Source organism: Methylobacterium crusticola, from assembly GCF_003574465.1.
Classification (GTDB): Bacteria; Pseudomonadota; Alphaproteobacteria; order Rhizobiales; family Beijerinckiaceae; genus Methylobacterium; species Methylobacterium crusticola.
This window is the reverse complement of sequence record NZ_QOWC01000026.1, coordinates 18,213-35,525: the sequence shown is the minus strand read 5'-3', so window position 1 is coordinate 35,525 and position 17,313 is coordinate 18,213. Positions and strand designations below refer to the sequence as shown.

Annotated in this window: 15 protein-coding genes; 6 read left to right on the top strand and 9 right to left on the bottom strand. The window is 73.8% G+C overall.

Translation table 11 applies throughout. The features are described 5' to 3' along the window. Window positions 1-21 precede the first annotated feature (21 nt). The 4 genes from DT057_RS14350 to dctP form a co-directional block, all read right to left on the bottom strand. Window positions 22-1,455 carry a malonyl-CoA decarboxylase gene (locus DT057_RS14350; protein ID WP_128562785.1) on the bottom strand — a complete coding sequence of 478 codons (1,434 nt, stop codon included), beginning with the start codon at window positions 1,453-1,455 and terminating at the stop codon, window positions 22-24. Window positions 1,456-1,642: 187 nt separating this feature from the next. Next, on the bottom strand, window positions 1,643-2,995 hold the full coding sequence (locus DT057_RS14345; protein WP_128562784.1) for a TRAP transporter large permease: 1,353 nt from the start codon (window positions 2,993-2,995) through the stop codon (window positions 1,643-1,645). Then, window positions 2,992-3,717: a TRAP transporter small permease gene (locus DT057_RS14340; RefSeq protein WP_128562783.1), complete on the bottom strand. Its 726-nt coding sequence runs from the start codon at window positions 3,715-3,717 to the stop codon at window positions 2,992-2,994. Before DT057_RS14340 ends, DT057_RS14345 begins: the two co-directional genes overlap by 4 nt. Beyond that, window positions 3,714-4,733, bottom strand: coding sequence for a TRAP transporter substrate-binding protein DctP (gene dctP, locus DT057_RS14335; RefSeq protein WP_128562782.1), 1,020 nt, complete (start codon window positions 4,731-4,733; stop codon window positions 3,714-3,716). Before dctP ends, DT057_RS14340 begins: the two co-directional genes overlap by 4 nt. A gap of 163 nt (window positions 4,734-4,896) precedes the next feature. On the opposite strand from dctP, the gene DT057_RS14330 reads away from it, so the two are divergent. The 3 genes from DT057_RS14330 to msrB all read left to right on the top strand — a co-directional run bounded on the left by DT057_RS14330 (window position 4,897) and on the right by msrB (window position 7,431). Continuing rightward, the gene (locus DT057_RS14330) at window positions 4,897-5,553 is read left to right on the top strand and encodes a GntR family transcriptional regulator (RefSeq protein WP_128562781.1); all 657 of its coding nucleotides are present in this window, start codon (window positions 4,897-4,899) and stop codon (window positions 5,551-5,553) included. Between the two features lie 190 nt (window positions 5,554-5,743). Then, the gene (locus tag DT057_RS14325) at window positions 5,744-6,907 is read left to right on the top strand and encodes a YihY/virulence factor BrkB family protein (RefSeq protein WP_128562780.1); all 1,164 of its coding nucleotides are present in this window, start codon (window positions 5,744-5,746) and stop codon (window positions 6,905-6,907) included. 101 nt (window positions 6,908-7,008) lie between these two features. Next, window positions 7,009-7,431 (top strand): peptide-methionine (R)-S-oxide reductase MsrB, encoded by a 423-nt coding sequence (gene msrB / locus DT057_RS14320; RefSeq protein ID WP_128562779.1) that lies wholly within the window; start codon window positions 7,009-7,011, stop codon window positions 7,429-7,431. A gap of 48 nt (window positions 7,432-7,479) precedes the next feature. Here msrB and DT057_RS14315 read toward each other — a convergent pair whose 3' ends face one another. Continuing rightward, entirely contained in the window at window positions 7,480-8,820 is a 1,341-nt protein-coding gene (locus DT057_RS14315; RefSeq protein ID WP_128562778.1) for a dicarboxylate/amino acid:cation symporter, read from the bottom strand. A gap of 352 nt (window positions 8,821-9,172) precedes the next feature. On the opposite strand from DT057_RS14315, the gene DT057_RS14310 reads away from it, so the two are divergent. After that, window positions 9,173-10,975 (top strand): sensor histidine kinase, encoded by a 1,803-nt coding sequence (locus tag DT057_RS14310; protein ID WP_407068114.1) that lies wholly within the window; start codon window positions 9,173-9,175, stop codon window positions 10,973-10,975. Continuing rightward, entirely contained in the window at window positions 10,972-12,309 is a 1,338-nt protein-coding gene (locus DT057_RS14305; RefSeq protein WP_128562776.1) for a sigma-54-dependent transcriptional regulator, read from the top strand. Before DT057_RS14310 ends, DT057_RS14305 begins: the two co-directional genes overlap by 4 nt. A 13-nt stretch (window positions 12,310-12,322) precedes the next feature. On the opposite strand, the gene DT057_RS14300 is transcribed toward DT057_RS14305, so the two are convergent. The 3 genes from DT057_RS14300 to DT057_RS14290 all read right to left on the bottom strand — a co-directional run bounded on the left by DT057_RS14300 (window position 12,323) and on the right by DT057_RS14290 (window position 15,116). Continuing rightward, complete coding sequence (locus tag DT057_RS14300; protein ID WP_128562775.1) at window positions 12,323-13,297, bottom strand: quinone oxidoreductase family protein; 975 nt, start codon at window positions 13,295-13,297, stop codon at window positions 12,323-12,325. 68 nt (window positions 13,298-13,365) lie between these two features. After that, the gene (locus DT057_RS14295) at window positions 13,366-14,559 is read right to left on the bottom strand and encodes an extracellular catalytic domain type 1 short-chain-length polyhydroxyalkanoate depolymerase (protein ID WP_128562774.1); all 1,194 of its coding nucleotides are present in this window, start codon (window positions 14,557-14,559) and stop codon (window positions 13,366-13,368) included. Window positions 14,560-14,696: 137 nt separating this feature from the next. Continuing rightward, on the bottom strand, window positions 14,697-15,116 hold the full coding sequence (locus DT057_RS14290) for a CopG family transcriptional regulator (RefSeq protein ID WP_128562773.1): 420 nt from the start codon (window positions 15,114-15,116) through the stop codon (window positions 14,697-14,699). A 242-nt stretch (window positions 15,117-15,358) separates the two neighbouring features. On the opposite strand from DT057_RS14290, the gene DT057_RS14285 reads away from it, so the two are divergent. Next, entirely contained in the window at window positions 15,359-16,702 is a 1,344-nt protein-coding gene (locus DT057_RS14285; RefSeq protein ID WP_128562772.1) for a globin-coupled sensor protein, read from the top strand. Between the two features lie 230 nt (window positions 16,703-16,932). Here DT057_RS14285 and DT057_RS36155 read toward each other — a convergent pair whose 3' ends face one another. Next, window positions 16,933-17,109 carry a hypothetical protein gene (locus DT057_RS36155; protein WP_203236278.1) on the bottom strand — a complete coding sequence of 59 codons (177 nt, stop codon included), beginning with the start codon at window positions 17,107-17,109 and terminating at the stop codon, window positions 16,933-16,935. Window positions 17,110-17,313: the final 204 nt, after the last annotated feature.

The following is a 17,313-nucleotide window of genomic DNA, read 5'->3' as shown; positions in this document are numbered from 1 at the left end:
CTCGTGAAGACCTTCGAGGGATTACGTCTCGGCCAGCGCGACCGCGCGGGCGGGCGGCAGGTTCTGGCGCAGCTCGCGGTTGACCGTGATCGAGGCCGAGACCGTGCCGAGGTTGGCGTAGGTCTCGTGGTTCTTCTCGATGGCGCCGAGGTCGTAGAGGTAGTTCACCATCAGGCCGTAGGCCTGCCCGACCCCCTTCGGCGAGACGTCGCCGAGGAAGTTCAGGCGCTCGAGCCGGGCGCCGTTGCCGAGGTGGAAGCGCGCCACCGGGTCGACGGGCTTGCCGCGCGGGGTCTTGGCCCGCAGGAAGTAGTAGGCGGCGGCCGGCAGCAGGGCCTTGCGCACGGCGTCCGCCGCGGCCTTGTCGGCGTGCCAGTCGGGCTGGTCGAGGAGGCGCAGGGTCTCGACGTCCTCGCGCGTCAGCCCCTGGGGGGCGTCGGCCCGGCGCTCGCGGTCGAGCCAGGCGCGGAAGCCCGGCACCGGCGACAGCGTCACGAAGGTCTTGAGCGCCGGCATCTCGCGGCAGAGGTCCTCGACCACCTGCTTGATCAGGAAGTTGCCGAACGTGACCCCGGCGAGGCCCCGCTGGCAGTTCGAGATCGAGTAGAAGATCGCCGCCGTCGCCTCCCGGGAGGCGAGGGGCTGGCGCTCGTGGGCGAGGATCGGGCCGATGGCCGAGGCGATCCCCGTCGTCAGCGCCACCTCGACGAAGATCAGCGGCTCGTCGACCAGCGCGGGATGGAAGAACGCGAAGCAGCGCCGGTCCGGCGGCTCGATGCGCCGGCGCAGGTCGTCCCAGCCCGAGATCGCGTGCACCGCCTCGTACCGGATGATCTTCTCGAGGATGTGAGCGGGCGTGGTCCAGTCGATGCGGCGCAGGACCAGGAAGCCGCGGTTGAACCACGACGCGAACAGGTGCTCGAAGTCGGAATCCAGGCTCTCCACGGCCTCCGCCAGGGCCGGGTCGGGCGTGCCGGCGCGCCCGCCGGCGTCGCGCTGCGGCACCTTGGCGGCGTCGCGCAGCGAGAACAGGTCCTCGCGCATCCGCACGAGGGCGATCGTGCCGTCGCGGGCGAGGTTGAGGCGGCGGATCAGCTCCTGCGAGCGCGGCTCGGCCGCCTCGTGCAGGTGGCCGAGGGCCGCCCGCGAGGGCGCCGTCCGGTAGGCCGCGATGGCGCTCTCGACCCCGGCGTGGTCGGCCCCGAAATCGAGCGCGATGCGGCGCAGGAAGTCGTGCCGCTCCTCGCCCGAGAACGTGGCGTAGCGGTCGAGGATGATGCGCGCGAGCGCCACCCCGGAGGCCTCGCCGCGCCGGGAGATGAGGTCCTCGCAGAGCTTGACCAGGTCCGGCACGCTCGCCCTGGCGAGCGCGTCGCTGCGGCCGAAGGCGATCAGCCCGCGGCCCCGGTCGGAGATGCTCTGGAGGAGGTCGCCGAGGAACGAGATCGCCGCCATGTCGCCCTGCTCAAGTCCGTGCCGCCGGCGCCGACGGGGCAAGTCTCCTGCCGCGCCCGCGCCTTGTCGAATATGGGGATTGTCCCGGGACGCCGAGGGCGCGCGCAGCCGCCGTCCCCAGCCCGTTGCGGGCGGCACGGCGTCGCGCGGGGGGGGCGCCCCGGGGCGTGTCGGGCATGCCGCGCCTCTACTTGATCGTCGGCAGGAGCAGGTCCGGCAGCCAGAGGGCGATGCCGGGCGCCACGCACAGGATCACCACCGCCAGCGCCATCAGGAGCACGAAGGGCAGGGTGCCCCAGATGATCTCCGAGAGCGGGATGTCGGGCGCGATGTTCTTGATCACGAAGATGTTGAGGCCGACCGGCGGGTGGATCAGGCCCATCTCCATCGTGATGGTCATCACGACGCCGAACCAGACGAGGTCGAAGCCCGCCGCCTTGAGGGGCGGCAGGATGATCGGCGCCGTCATCAGGATGATCGAGACCGGCGGCAGGAAGAAGCCGAGCCCGATCACCAGGAGCAGGATGGTGGCGAGCAGCACCCAGGGCGAGAGCTGCATCGCCACGATCGCGGCGGCGGCGGCCTGGGAGATGTGCAGGTAGCTCATCACGTAGGCGTAGAGCAGCGACATGCCGATGATCAGCATCAGCATGGTGGATTCCCGGAGCGTCGCGGTCAGGATCGGGTCGATGTCCCGCGGCCGCCAGACGCCGTAGATCGCCGCGATGAGGGCGAGCGCCAGGAGGCCGCCCAGGCCCGCGGTCTCGGAGGGCGTGGCGTAGCCGCCGTAGAGCGCCACCATCACGCCGGTGAGCAGGATCACGAAGGGCAGCACCCGCGGCAGGGTCGAGAAGCGCTCCGCCATCGAGTAGCGGTCCTGCGCCAGGATCGGGTGCGAGGGACCGCCCGTGGCGTAGGCGGCCCGCGCGCGGGCGAACTCGCGCCGGAAGCGCCAGACCGCGTAGGCGGCGAACAGGCCGACCAGCAGGAGGCCCGGGCCGATGCCGGCGAGGAAGAGCCGGCCGAGCGACTGCTCGGCCGCGACCGCGTACAGGATCATGGTGATGGAGGGCGGCAGGAGGATGCCGAGGGTGCCCCCCGCCGCGATGATGCCGGCGGCGAACCCCCCCGAGTAGCCGCGCCGGCGCATCTCCGGGATGCCGGCCGAGCCGATGGCCGAGCAGGTGGCCGGGCTCGACCCCGCCATGGCGGCAAACAGCGCGCAGGCGAACACGTTGGCGATGCCGAGGCCGCCCGGGATGCGGTGCATCCAGGCGTGCATGGCCGAGTAGAGGTCCTGGCCCGCCTTCGAGCGCCCGATCGCCGCGCCCTTGAGGATGAAGAGCGGGATCGACAGGAGGGTGATGGAGGCCATCTCCTCGTAGACGTTCTGCGCCACCGTATCGAGGGAGGCGCCCGGCATGAAGGCGAGCATGAAGGCGAGCGCCACCGCGCCGAGCGCGAAGGCGATCGGGATGCCGGCCAGCATCGCGCCGAGGGTCGCGCCCGCGTACAGGAATCCGACGACGGTCGTGCTCATCGGGCGGGTCCTTTCCGCGGCGGCTCGCGCCCGGGGCCGGCCTGCGGCAGGCCGGAATCGAGTTCGGCCTGCCGCAGGCCGGGATTGAGCTCGGCCTGCGGCAGGCCGGGATTGAGGTCGGCCGCCAGCCCGATCTTGGGGTCGGCGAAGCCCGCGGCGCCGGGGCCGCGCGCCAGGGCCTCGGCGAGCTGGAGCAGGAGCTGCAGGCTCAGGAGCGTCATGCCGGCCGACATCAGGCCGTAGGGGATCCACAGGGGCGGGCCCCAGGTGGATTGCGAGATCTGGCCGTCGATCCAGGCCTCGTGCAGCAGGGTCCAGCTCTTCCAGGCGAAGAAGGCCACGAACAGCAGGCTGACGAGGTCGGCGACGATCAGGCGGACGCGGTTGGCGCGCGCCGACAGGAGCCCGGTGACGGCCTCGATGGCGACGTGGCCCCGGCGCGCCTGCACGGCGGCGGCGGACAGGAAGGTCGCGCCGACGATCAGGAACACCGCCGTCTCGTCCTGCCACTCGGTCGGGACCTTGAGCAGGTAGCGCACCACGACGCTGTAGGAGAGCACCAGGCAGGCCGCGACGAGCGCCGCCCCGCCGAGCAGCAGGATCAGCCGGTTGAGGCCCCGCATGGCGGCCTCGATCGCCCCGAGCAGCCCCGGCGGCCGGGCCGCGGCGGCCGCGCGCTCCGGCGCGGCGGCGGCCGAGGCCGCGTCGAAGGCGTGGCTCACGCGACCGCCTCCGCCAGCTTGAGCATCTCGGCGCAGGAGCTCGACTTGGCGGCGTAGTCCTTCCAGGCCGACTCGCGGGCGATGTCGCGCCACTTGCCGAGGGTGGCCTCGTCGAGCGTCTCGACCTTGGCGCCGGCCTTGGCGAAGATCTGCTCGACGCGGGTGTCGTCGGCCTTGGCGCCGTCCTGCCCGAAGCCCTCGAGCTCGGCGCCCACCGCCATGATCAGGTCCCGCTGGTCCTTGGGCAGGCCGTCGAACAGGGGCTTCGACATCATGATGGGCTCGAGCATGAACCAGTAGGAGCGGCCCCGGCCCGAGGTGAGGGACTTCGACAGCTCCTCGAGCCGGAACGAGATCAGGCTCGTCGAGGAGGTGATGACCGCGTCGCAGGCGCCCGTCTGCATCGCGGCGTAGGATTCGTTCGACGGCAGGCTGAGGGTCGCGGCGCCGGCCGCCTTCATCATCAGGTCCATCTCCCGCGAGCCGCCCCGGACCTTGAGGCCCCGGGCGTCCTCCGGGCGCACCAGCGGGCGCTCGCGGCTCGCCACGCCCCCGGCCTGCCAGACCCACGACACCAGGACGATGTTCTTCGACAGCAGGATCTCGGTGAGCTTGCGCCCGACCGGGGCGCTCTTCCAGGCCATGGCCTGGGCGTAGGAGGTCACCAGGGCCGGCATCAGGCCGATATTGGTCTCCGGCACCTCGCCGCCGGCGTAGGGCAGGGGATAGAGGCTCATGTCGAGCGCCCCTTTGCGCAGGGCGCTGAACTGGGCGTTGGTCTTCATCAGCGACGAGCCGGGATAGACCTGGACCTCGAGGGCGCCCTTCGAGCGCTCCTTCAGGGCGAGCGCGAACTTGCGGCACATGCGATCGCGAAAATCGCCCTCCTCGATCGTGCCGCCCGGGAACTGGTGCGAGAGCTTCAGGATCGTGGCGGCGCGCGCGCCGCGGCCGAGGGTCAGGAGCGCGGGGGCGGCGAGGCCGGCGGCCACGAGGGAGCGGCGGGTGAGCGTCATGGCGTGTTCCTCCGTCGGGGTCCCGGCGGCCCCGCTCGTGCGAGATGGCGCCATCGGATTGTGCAACCCCCGGGTTCTTGACCGTCAGGAAGCAGCACCTTGTATATTTTGTCAACCCGGGTGCATACTAAGCATAAGGGTGGAGGTCCGGTCGGGGTTGGCCATGAATCACGCACAGCGGCTGCGCCAGACGATCGAGGACGAGATCGTGGACGGCGTCCTGCGGCCGGGCGACCGGCTCGACGAGGTCCAGCTCGCCGAGCGCTTCGGCGTCTCGCGCACGCCGATCCGCGAGGCGCTGCTCCAGCTCGCCGTGACGGGCCTGATCGAGGTCAAGCCGCGCCGCGGCGCCGTGGTGAGCACGCCCGATCCCGCGCGCCTGCTCGAGATGTTCGAGACCATGGCGGAGGTCGAGGCGTCGTGCGGCCGCCTCGCCGCGCGGCGCCTGACGCCCGAGCACCAGGCCGCCCTCACCGCCGCGCTCGAGGCCTGCCGGCTCGCCGCCGAGAGCCAGGACACCACCGCCTACTATGCCGAGAACGCGGTCTTCCACGCGGTGATCTACCGGGCCTCGCGCAACGGGTTCCTGTGCGAGCAGGCCTCCGCGCTGAGCCGGCGCCTGGCCCCGTTCCGACGCATCCAGCTGCGCGCCCGCAACCGCCTGGGCCAGTCCTTCGCCGAGCACGCCGGCGCCGTCGAGGCGATCCTGGCGGGGGACGAGTCCCTGGCGGCCGAGCGCCTGCGGGCCCACGTGCTGGTGCAGGGCGACCGCTTCTCCGACCTGCTCTTCAGCCTCAGCCGCGACAGCGCCGCGGCCTGAGGCGCGGGCGCCGGGCCGCCGCCCGGGCCGGCAAGTCCTCCGGGCCGGCGAGTCCTCCGGGCCGGCAAGTCCTTGCCCCGGCGCCATTTCCGCGATGCGGGAGCTTGTCCGGAACGACCCTCCGCGACGCGACGTTGTGACCGGGACTGCTCACGCTTGTGAGTCTGGCCTCGATCCCCGGTGTACCGCGATGCCGCCCGAATCCCATCCTGCCCCCGCGCCGTCCGGCGGCGTGACCTCGGCCATCTGGACCGTGTTCCTGGGCCTCGCCCTCGTGCGCCTCGTCACGGCGCGGCGGCTCGCGCCGGTGCCGGAGGGACCGCCCGACCCGACGAAGCACCTCGGCGGCGGCGCCAAGTCCTACTCGGGGCGCCCGGCCCAGCGGGTCGCCGACACCGAGGGCGACCGCGGCCGCAAGGCGTCGACCCCGACCGAGATCCCCGGCAAGGGCTGGAAGGACGTGCTCTACCGGGTCTACCTCGAGTTCCAGAAGGACCGGGTGCTCTCGGTCGCGGCGGGCGTCACCTTCTACACCCTGCTCGCCCTCTTCCCGGCGATCGCCGCGCTGGTCTCGCTCTACGGACTCTTCACCGACCCGGCCACCATCAACGACCACCTCGCCCTGCTCCAGGGCGTGATGCCGTCGGGCGCCCTCGAGATCATCGGCGAGCAGGTCAAGCGCATCACCGCCAAGGGCGGCACCACGCTCGGGATCACCTTCTTCACCAGCCTGGCGATCTCGCTCTGGAGCGCCAATGCCGGCATGAAGGCGATGTTCGACGCGCTCAACATCGTCTACGAGGAGGACGAGAAGCGCAGCTTCATCCAGCTCAACCTGCGCTCCCTCGCCTTCACGGTCGGCGCGCTCCTGTTCGTGGTCGTGGCCCTCTTCGGCATCGTGGTGCTGCCGGTGGTCCTCAACTTCCTCGGCACGGTCGGGATCAGCATCAGCCCCAAGGCCTGGTACGTCGCCCTCGTGCGCTGGCCGATCCTGCTCGCGATCCTGCTCGCCGTCCTGGCGCTCCTCTACCGCTACGGCCCGAGCCGCGACCTCGCGCAGTGGCGCTGGGTCACGCCCGGCAGCCTCATCGCGGGCGTGGTCTGGCTCGTCGGCTCCATCGGCTTCTCGTGGTACGTCTCCAACTTCGGCAACTACAACGAGACGTACGGCTCCCTCGGCGCCGTCATCGGCTTCATGACTTGGATCTGGATCTCGGCGACGATCGTGCTGCTCGGCGGCGAGGTCAACGCGGAGATCGAGCACCAGACGGTCCACGACACCACGGTCGGCCCCGAGCAGCCCCTCGGCACCCGCCGCGCCCGGATGGCCGACACGGTCGGGGCCCCGGCCTGAGGCCCTGAGCCAACCCGCCACCTCGCGGGCCGGCGCGCGCCACCCCATCTGAGGGCGGAAGCCCGAGAGAGCGAGCCGAGAGAGCGAGCGAGGAGAAGCCGATGGGTGTGTTCAGCACGGAGAAGGCTGCGGACGGGGATCTCGCCCGCACCGACGCGGAGTGGCGCCGCATCCTCTCGCCCGCCCAGTACCGGGTGCTGCGGGAGCACGGCACCGAGCGCGCGGGGACGAGCCCGCTCAACGCCGAGACGCGGGCCGGCACCTTCGTGTGCGCCGGGTGCGGCCAGCCCCTGTTCGAGTCCGCCACCAAGTTCGAATCCGGCACCGGCTGGCCGAGCTTCTTCGCCCCGATCGAGGGCGCGGTGGAGACCGAGGCCGACCGCTCCTTCTTCATGACCCGCACCGAGGTGCACTGCGCCCGCTGCAAGGGCCATCTCGGCCACGTCTTCGACGACGGCCCGGCCCCGACCGGCCAGCGCTACTGCATGAACGGCGCGGCCCTGGGCTTCGCGCCGCGGGACTGACGCGGGCCGGGGGCTCCCCGGCCCGGCCCGGTCGGGCCCGCCGGGGCCCTACTCGGCCGCCTGGAGGGCCGGCACCGCCGCCGGGGGGAGCGGCGCGCCGTCGAGGGCCGCCTTGAGCCGGGCCTCGTCGACCTCGCCCTCCCAGCGCGCCACCACGATGCAGGCGACGGCGTTGCCGATGAAGTTCGTCAGCGCCCGGCACTCCGACATGAAGCGGTCGATGCCGAGGATCAGCGCCATGCCGACGACCGGCACCGAGGGCACCACCGCGAGCGTCGCCGCGAGGGTGATGAAGCCCGACCCGGTGACGCCGGCCGCGCCCTTCGAGGACAGCATCGCGACGAGCAGCAGCAGCGCCTGCTCGCCGAGGGAGAGCGGGGTGTCGGTCGCCTGGGCGATGAACAGGGCCGCCATCGTCATGTAGATGTTGGTGCCGTCGAGGTTGAACGAGTAGCCGGTCGGCACCACGAGGCCGACGACGGGGCGCGAGCAGCCGGCCCGCTCCATCTTGTCGAGGAGCGTCGGCAGCGCGGACTCGGACGACGAGGTGCCGAGCACCAGGAGCAGCTCCTCCTTGATGTAGCGGACCAGCTTGACGATGGAGAAGCCGTTGTAGCGCGCGACCGCGCCGAGCACGACGAACACGAAGATCGCCGACGTCAGGTAGAAGGCGAAGACCAGGTAGGCGAGGTTGGCGAGCGAGGAGACGCCGTACTTGCCGATGGTGAACGCCATGGCGCCGAAGGCGCCGATGGGTGCGACCTTCATGATGATGTTGACGACCCCGAAGATCGCCTCCGACAGCACCTTGATGATGTCGAGCACCGGTTTGCCGCGGTCGCCCAGGAAGGCGAGGCCGAAGCCGAACAGCACCGAGAAGAACAGCACCTGCAGGATCTCGCCGCCCGCGAACGCCCCGACCGCGGTCGACGGGATGACGTTCATCAGGAAGTCGACGATGCTCTGCTCCTTGGCCTTGCCGGCGTAGGTGGCGACGGCCTTCGGGTCGAGCGACTTCGGGTCGATGTGGAGGCCGTTGCCCGGCTGGAGCAGGTTCGCGACGATCAGCCCGACGATGAGCGCCAGGGTCGAGAAGGTCAGGAAGTACAGCAACGCCTTGCCGCCGACCCTGCCGACCTTCTCGAGGTTGGTCATGCCGGCGATGCCGGAGACCACCGTGAGGAAGATCACCGGGGCGATGATCATCTTGACGAGCTTGATGAAGGCGTCGCCGAGCGGCTTCATCTCGGCCCCGAGGCCGGGGTAGAAGTGGCCGAGCAGGATCCCGGCCGCGACCGCGACCAGCACCTGGAAGTACAGGGTCCTGTAGAGGGGTTTGGGCGCCGGCGGCGCGTGCGGCGCGGTCAGCGGGGACGGTATCGAGGCCATCGGACGTCTCTCCCTTGGGGCTCATCGCGGGTTCGGGGTGGCGCCGCACGGGCCTTCCGGGCTCGCGGGTTCGCTCTTGCTGTTGGCCTCGCGGCGCGGCGGCGCGCCGGAATGCGGTCCGGCAGCGGGATGGCAACCGCCGTGCCAGCGCTCCGGGAGCATGAAGTTTTTATTAAGACGTTGTGAGAGAAAGGAATTTCTGGATGGCAGCGGGATCCCCGAGCGGGGCCGGTGCGGCGCGCCGCACGCGGGTCCGGGGCGGAGTGCGGAAATCCGCACCGGGCGGGCCCGGCGGCCCTGCCGGGACCCGGCCGTGAGCGCGCCGCCCCGCCGGGCCCGCCTCGCCGGCCTCCTGGCGCACCCGCTCCTGCCCTGGCTCGTCGGGCTCGCCGCCGTCGCGCTCGCGGTGCTCGCGGCGGGGCGCCTCGCGGAGCGGGCGGCGCTCGCAGACCTGCGGCGCACGGCCGCCGGCACCCTGGCGCTCCACGTCGCCGCCCTGCGCAGCGAGATGCAGAAGCAGGGCTCGCTGCCGCTGGCCCTCGCGACGGATCCCGAGATCACCGCCGCCGTGGCGGAGGGGCCCGACCCGGCCCTGCTCGCCCGGGTGAGCGGCCGCCTCGCCGAGATCGCCGAGGCCTCCGGCGCCGCGGTGATCTACGTCATCCGCCGGGACGGCACCACGGTGGCGGCGAGCAATGCCGGGCGGCCCGGGAGCTTCGTCGGGGAATCCTACGCCTTCCGGCCCTACTTCCGGCAGGCGCTGGAGGAGGGGAGCGGCCGGCAGTTCGCCCTCGGCACCGTCAGCGGCCGGCCGGGGCTCTACCTCAGCCGCCGGGTCGCGGGGGCCGGCGGCGCCGGCGCCGTGGTGGTCAAGGTCGAGTTCGACGCGATCGAGGCGGCCTGGCGCGCCGGCGGCGAGACGGTGTTCGCGGCCGATCCCCGCGGCATCGTCCTCGTGGCGAGCGAGCCGGGCTGGCGGCTGCGCGCGCTGCGGCCGATCGCGGCCGACGAGCGCCAGCGCATCCGCGAGCGGCTCGAGTTCGGGGCCGCGCCCCTCGATCCGCTGCCGCTCCACCCGCTCGCCTCGGGGGGCGGGCTCACCCGGGTGGCGGGCGGGACCGACCCGGCCCGGCTCTTCCTGCACCTCGACGCGCCGCTCCCCGGGACGGAGTGGCGCCTGCACGCCCTGACCCGGGTCGGGGTCGCGGTGACGCGCGAGCGCAGCCAGGCGCAGGCCATCGCGGGCCTGCTCGCCGGCCTCTTGGTCCTCGGCGCCGCCCGGCTCCTCGGCCGCCGGCGCCGGCTGCGGGCGCACCTCGCCGAGGCCGCCGCCCGGCACGCGGAGCTCGAGGCGCGGGTGCGGGAGCGGACGCAGGCGCTGACCGACGCCAACGGGCAGCTGCGGGCCGAGATCGCGGAGCGCCGCCGCGCCGAGGCGGAGCGCCAGCGCCTCGGGCGCGAGCTCGCCCATGCCGGGCGCCTCGCCGCCCTGGGCCAGTTCGCCGCCAGCATGGCCCACGAGATCAACCAGCCCCTCGCGGCGATCCGCTCCTACGCCGACAACGCCGCGGTCCTGATCCAGCGCGAGCGCCTGGCCGAGGCCGCCGAGAACTTCTCCGCCATCGGCCGGCTGACCGAGCGCATCGCGGGCCTGACGCGCCAGCTCAAGGGGTTCGCGCGCCGCGCCTCGGGCCGCCGCGAGCCCGTCTCCCTCGCCGCGGTGATCCGCAGCAGCCTGGAGGTGGTGGAGGTGCGGCTGCCCGGCGTCGCGCTGGCCCTCACGGTCCCGGAGCCGGCACCCTATGTGGTGGGGGACGGGCCGCGCCTCGAGCAGGTGGTGGTCAACCTGTTGCAGAACGCCCTCGACGCGGTGGCGGGCCGGCCGGAGCCGCGCATCGCCGTCGCGGTGGCGACCCTGGGGGAGAAGGCGGTGCTGGAGGTCGGCGACAACGGCGGCGGCCTGCCCGAGGCGGCGGGGCAGGTCTTCGACGCCTTCTTCACCACCAAGACGGACGGGCTCGGGCTCGGGCTCGCCATCTCCCGCGGCATCGTGGAGGAGTGCGGCGGCACCATCGCGGCGGCGTCCGGCCCGGAGGGCGGGGCGCTGTTCCGGATCGAGCTGCCGCTCGCGGCGTCCGCCGAGGCGGCCGCGTGAGCGCCGCCGGCCGGATCGTCTTCGTCGACGACGAGGAGGAGGTGCGCCGGGCCAACCGCCAGAGCCTCGACCTCGCCGGGTTCGCGGTCGAGGCGTTCGCGGACGCCGAGAGCGCCCTCAAGGCCATCGTGGCGGCGCCCCCGGGCGTCGTGGTGACGGACGTGCGCCTGCCGGGCCTCGACGGGCTCGGGCTGTTCGCGGCCGTGCAGGAGGCCGATCCCGAGCTGCCCGTGATCCTGATCACCGGCCACGGCGACATCACCATGGCGGTGCGGGCGATGCGCGCCGGCGCCTACGACTTCCTCGCCAAGCCCTACCCGGCCGAGCACCTCGTCGCCTCGGTGCGCCGCGCCCTCGAGCGCCGGCAGCTCGTGCTGGAGAACCGGACGCTGCGCGCCAGCCTCGACGCCGCCGTGGCGGAGGACCCCGCCTTCCTGGGGGTCTCGCCGGCGATCACGGAGCTGCGCCGGTTCGTGCGCGACGTGGCGCAGGCCGACGTCGACGTGCTGGTCCTGGGCGAGACCGGCTCCGGCAAGGAGGTGGTGGCGAGCGCGCTCCACCGCTGGAGCCGCCGCGCCAAGGGCCACTTCGTCGCCATGAATTGCGGCGCGCTGCCCGACAGCGTGGTGGAGAGCGAGCTGTTCGGCCACGAGCCCGGCGCCTTCACGGGGGCGCTGAAGCGCCGGGTCGGCCGCATCGCCCACGCGGACGGGGGCACGCTCTTCCTCGACGAGATCGAGAGCATGCCGCTCGGCCTCCAGGTCAAGCTGCTGCGGGTGGTCCAGGAGCGGGTGGTGGAGCCCTTGGGCACCAACGCGGTGCAGCCGGTCGACATGCGGGTGGTGGCGGCGACCAAGATCGACCTCGGCCAGGCCGCCGCGCAGGGCACCTTCCGGGACGACCTCTACTACCGGCTGAACGTGGTCTCGATCGCGATCCCGCCCCTGCGGGAGCGGCGCGAGGACGTCGCGCTCCTGTTCGAGCACTTCCTGCGCCGGGCCGCCGCCCGCTTCAACCGCGCGCCGCCCCCGGTGACGCCGGCGATCCGCGACCATCTCGGCCGGCACGCCTGGCCCGGCAACGTGCGCGAGCTCGGCCACTTCGCCGAGCGCTGCGCCCTCGGCCTCGTGCCGGCCGCTCCCGCGGCGGCCGGGCCCGCCCGGGCCGCGAGCCTCGCCGAGCAGATGGACCGCCACGAGCGCGGCCTGATCCGCGACGAACTGATCATGGCGGGCGGCGACGTCCGGGTCGCCGCCGAGGCCCTCGGGACGCCCCGCAAGACCCTCTACGACAAGCTCGCCCGCCACGGGCTCGACCCGAACGACTTCCGCTGAGCGGCGCGGCGCCTCAGGGCTCGATCAGGATGGCGCCCGTGGTCGCCCGCGCCTCGGCGGCGCGGTGCGCCGCCGCGATCTCCGCGAGGGGGAAGCGGGCGCCGATCGGCACGGTCACGGTCCCCCGGGCCACCGCCTCGAACAGCTCGGCGGCGTTCGCCCGCAGGGCGGCCGCGTCGGCGTTGTGGGGAAACACCGACGGCCGGGTCAGGAAGAGGTTGCCCTTCCTGCCCAGGAGCTCGGGCGCGATCGCGGGCGCCGGGCCGGAGGCGCCGCCGTACACCACCACGAGGCCGTGGGGCGCCGCGCAGTCGAGGGAGTGCAGGAAGGTGTCGCGGCCGACCGAATCGTAGACCACCCGGGCCTTGCGGCCGCCGGTCGCCTCCAGCAGGGCCGCCACCCAGTCGGGCCGGGTGTAGTCGACGGCGATGTCGCAGCCGGCCGCCCGGGCGGCGGCACACTTCTCGGGGCCCCCGGCCGTGCCCAGGACCTCGGCCCCGAGGGCCTTGCCCCAGCGCGCGAGGATCTGCCCGACGCCGCCCGCCGCGGCGTGGACCAGGATCAGGTCGCCGGGCTGGACCGCGTGGGTCTTCCTCAGGAGGTACTGGGCGGTCAGGCCCTTGAACAGCACGGTCGCGGCCGTCGCGTCGTCGATGCCGGCCGGGATCGGCACCAGCCGGTCGGCGGCGACGTTCCGGGCCGTCGCGTAGGCGCCGAGCCCCGCATTCATGGTGGCGGCCCTGTCCTCCGCGCGGACCTGCGTGACCCCGGGCCCGACCGCCTCCACCACGCCGGCGGCCTCGTGGCCGAGGCCCGTCGGCAGGGGCAGCGGGTAGGTGCCGCTGCGCTGGTAGACGTCGATGTAGTTGAAGCCGATCGCCGTCTGGCGCAGGCGCGCCTCGCCGGGTCCCGGCTCCGGGAGGTCGACGTCCGCGAGGCCCATCACCTCGGGGCCGCCGAACGCGTCGAGCCGCACTGCCTTCGTCATGACCGCTCTCCCCTGCCGCACCGGCTCCCGTCCCGGCGCCCGGGCGGGCGCGGGATCAACCTCCGCCCTCATCCCTCGCGCGGATGCTCCGCGAAGAAGCGCCACATCTCCCGCGAGGCGTCCGGCCCCCGGGGATCCGTGTAGCTCCCGGCCGCGTCGCCGCCCGACCAGGCGTGGCCCGAGCCCTGGATCACCCAGTGCTCGAAGGCGGGGCGGCCCGCCGCGTCGCCGAACAGGCTGCGGCGCCAGGCGTGGCCGCCCGGCGCCTGCCCGGCCTCCTCGCGCAGGGGCGCGCCCCCGGTCGCCGCGATGAGGTGGGCGCCGTTGCGCGGGTGCACCGTCGTGTCCTGGTCGCCGTGGAACACGATGGTGGGGATCGCGGCGCCCTGCGCCCGCGGGCCGGCCGCGCCCTGGCGCATCGCCGCGAGCGCCGAGGGCAGGTCGTGCGCCGCCCCGGCGCAGAGGCCCGAATGGACGCCGACCGCGGCGTAGAGGTCGGGATAGGCCGCCGCGAGGTTGGCGGCGGCGGCCCCGCCGGCCGAGAGCCCGGCGACGTAGACCCGCCGCGGATCGACGGCGTAGGCCTCCATGACGGCCCGGGTGAGCCCGGCGACGAGGGCGGCCTCGCCCCGGTCCCGGCCCTGGTCGGCGGTGCTGAACCAGTTCCAGCAGCGGGCGTGGTTGGCGGCCGCCGCCTGGGCCGGGTAGGCGACCAGGAAGGTCTCCGCCTCGGCGAGGTGGTTCATGCCGGTGCCGGCGGCGAAATCCTCCGGCGACTGGGTGCAGCCGTGCAGCATCACGACGAGCGGGACCGGCCGGCCGCGATAGCGGCCCGGCACGTAGAGCCTGTAGGCGCGCTCGCCCGCGGCGTTGGCGAAGCGCGCCGACAGGAAGCGGCCCGCCCCGGGCGCGACCTTGCCGGCCGGGGCGGGCTCCGGCTTGAGCCAGTCGTCGAGGGCCGGGCCGAGGGTGCGGCCGACCTGCCGCACGAGGTCGCGCAGCCCCTCGGGCAGGCCGGCGGCGAGCGGGTCGGGCGCCGCGCGGGCCGGCCCGGCGGCGGGCGTCCCGGCGGCTCCGGCGGCCGGACCCGCGAGGCGCGGCGCCTCCCGCCCGTGCGGGGGAGCTTCCCGGGGCTCGCCGTCCGTCGCCGGGGCGGGCCTGCCGCCGAGCGTGCTCTGGATCAGGGCCAGCGCCTCGCCGAGGCGGCCGGCGCGGGTGAGCCGGGTCGCCTCGGTGACGCCGGGAAGCAGCCTGTTGCGCATGGGGTTCATCTCTCCGGGGCGGCGCCGGCGGGCGGCCGCGGTGGACGGGCCGGCCGGCGCGGGCCGGCCCGGATCGAGCCTTGGGGTTTCCCGGCGTTTCTTCGGGCGGCGGAGGCCGGGGCTGGCCTCCCGCGGCCTCAGACCATGCGGTCCCGCAGGGCGTCCCTGACCGCCGCGCTGGCGTGCAGGGCGCCGAGCACCTCGACCGACGCGATCGCCTCGCGGGCGAGCGCGGGGGTGACGTCGGACGCGATGGTCGCGAGGCCGAGCACCCGGATGTGGAGGCGCTGGCCTGACGCGACCGCGGCCTCGAGGTCCTGCCGCCCGTAATGGCGCAGGCCGAGCTCGACGCTCTTGCGGGCGACGGACTGGCGCGTCGCCTCGGCGTGCCGCTCGATCTGGTTGCGGATGGCCGTGCGGATGAAGTCGGTGCGGTTGGAGTAGAACCCGTCCCGCACCAGCAGGTCGACGTGGCCGAGGTCGACGTAGCCGAGATTGATCGTGATCTTCTCGCTGTCGCCCGTCCGGGGCCGAAGCTCCTGCACGCTGCCGCTCATGACGCCATCCGCCCACCATCCTGTAGGATGGAAAGTAGGGCCGTGCCCGGCCGGGTGCAAGGGGTTCGCCGCCGGGGCCCGCCGCAGGGGCCCGGGGCCGGCGGCGCTGCCGCAAGGCGGGACGGCGAGTCGCCGGCCCGCCCGACAGGGGCCGTTACTCCGAAGCGAAACGGAGCGGTTTTTAAGACAATCTTATGCGGTTGCTAGCGATGGTTGTATTGAGAGGGAATTACAACCAAGCCATGGAACAGACGAGCCTTTCGCCCGAGCAGCGCCGGCGCTTCGCCACCTTCGGCATCACGCCGGCCGACGTCGCCCGCCTGCGCCGGCACGCGGCCTTCGCCGAGACGCGGCTTCCCGCGCTGCTCGAGGCGTGGAACGCGCGCTTCTCGGCCTGGCCCGAGATCCAGGGCGCGCTGAGCGTGCCGGCGGTGCACGAGGCCCGGGTAGCGCACTGGGTCCGGGCCGCGGGCGGCGATTTCGGCCCGGCCTTCCTGGCATCCGCCGAGCGGCTGGCCTCCCTCTTCTACGAGCACGGCGTGCCGGCCTACGCGGTGGCGATCTGCCACGCGACGGTGGTGGCCGGGATCAGCGCCGAGCTCGGCCTCGACGCGCCCGCGCGGCGCCTGTTCGGCGGCGACACCGAGCTGGCGGCCCTGCGGGCCACCCTGAACAAGGTCGCGTGGCTCGATCTCGAGGTGCTGCTCGAGACCTACGCGGCGGCCGAGCGCGCGAGCCGGCACCAGGCTGCCGGGGCCCTGGCCGACGCGTTCGAGGGGCGCGTGCTGGCGATCATGGGCGCCGTCACGGCCCAGGCCCGCACCCTCGACGGCACGGTCGACGGGCTGTCCGAGACGGCAATCCGCTCCACCGACGCGGCCTCGTCGGTGGCGGCCGCCGTGGCGCAGGCCTCCGCGGGCGTCGGGCAGGTGGCCCAGTCGGCCCACCAGCTCCGCGCCGCCGTGCAGGAGATCGCCGGCGAGGTGGCGCGCTCCCGCACCATCGCGGAGGACGCCGTGGACGAGTCCCGGCAGGCGACCCAAACCGTCGCCTCCCTGGCCGGCGCTGTGCAGCAGGTCGGCACGGTGGTCAAGCTGATCTCCGACATCGCGGCCCAGACGAACCTGCTCGCCCTCAACGCCACCATCGAGGCCGCGCGCGCCGGCGCCTCGGGCCGCGGCTTCGCGGTCGTGGCCGCCGAGGTCAAGGCCCTGGCCCAGCAGACCGCCCAGGCCACCGAGGCCATCGTGACCCAGATCGCCGGCATGCAATCGGTGGCGGGCGCCTCCGTCCAGGCGATCGAGCGCATCCGCGCCACGATCGCGCGCATCAGCGAGACCAGCGCCACGATCAGCGCCGCCGTCGAGGAGCAGAGCGGTGCCACCGCGGAGATCGCCCGCAGCACCCGCGACGTCGCGGCCGGCACCGACGAGATCGGCGTCCTGATCGAGCGCGTGCGCGAGGATGCGGGCGGCACCTCGGCGATCGCCGGGCAGGTGACCGGCGCGACCCGGGACCTCGGCCGGCAGGCCGAGGCGATGAGCGCGGCCGTCGCGGCCTTCCTGGCCGAGGTCCGGGCGGCCTGAGGCCGCGTCCGGGCGGCCTGAGGCCGCTGTGCGGGCGGCCTGAGGCCACGTGTCCAGACTGCCCGCGGCCGCTCCCGGACGGGCCAGCGTCCCCGTCAGCACCTCCGTCATCGCGAGGTCGATGGCGGCCGGCTCACCGAGCTGGCGCATCACGAAGGCATGCCGCGGCAGCAGGGTCTTGGGCGGCGTGCTCAACACCGCCTCGGTCAACGGCGAGAAGACGAGCGGCATCAGCTTTTGTTGGTCAGATCACGGACGCCTTTGTACGGTCCGGGACTTTTCTTCTGCTCGAGGATGCGGCCCGTCGTCGTGTCCAGCTTGACGTAATGTCCCGTGACGGGATTTCTGATCTGAACGCGCTCCTTCACCGGGCCGACTCGACTGCCCTCGCCGCTGTTCTTGGCCATGCCGCGGAATCTCCTCGATGGAGCGAGGATGCCACCGGCCGGGCGGCCGCGCAATCGGGCCGCGGCCTCGCTTCGAGCTCCCGAACCCGATACGCGCCCGGAACCCCCGACGGGGCTCCGGGCGCCCGCGGCAGGGCCCGCCGGGCCCGGCTTGGCGGGCCCCGCCGCGGCGCCTAAACCAGCCCGGCGCGCCGGCGCGAGACC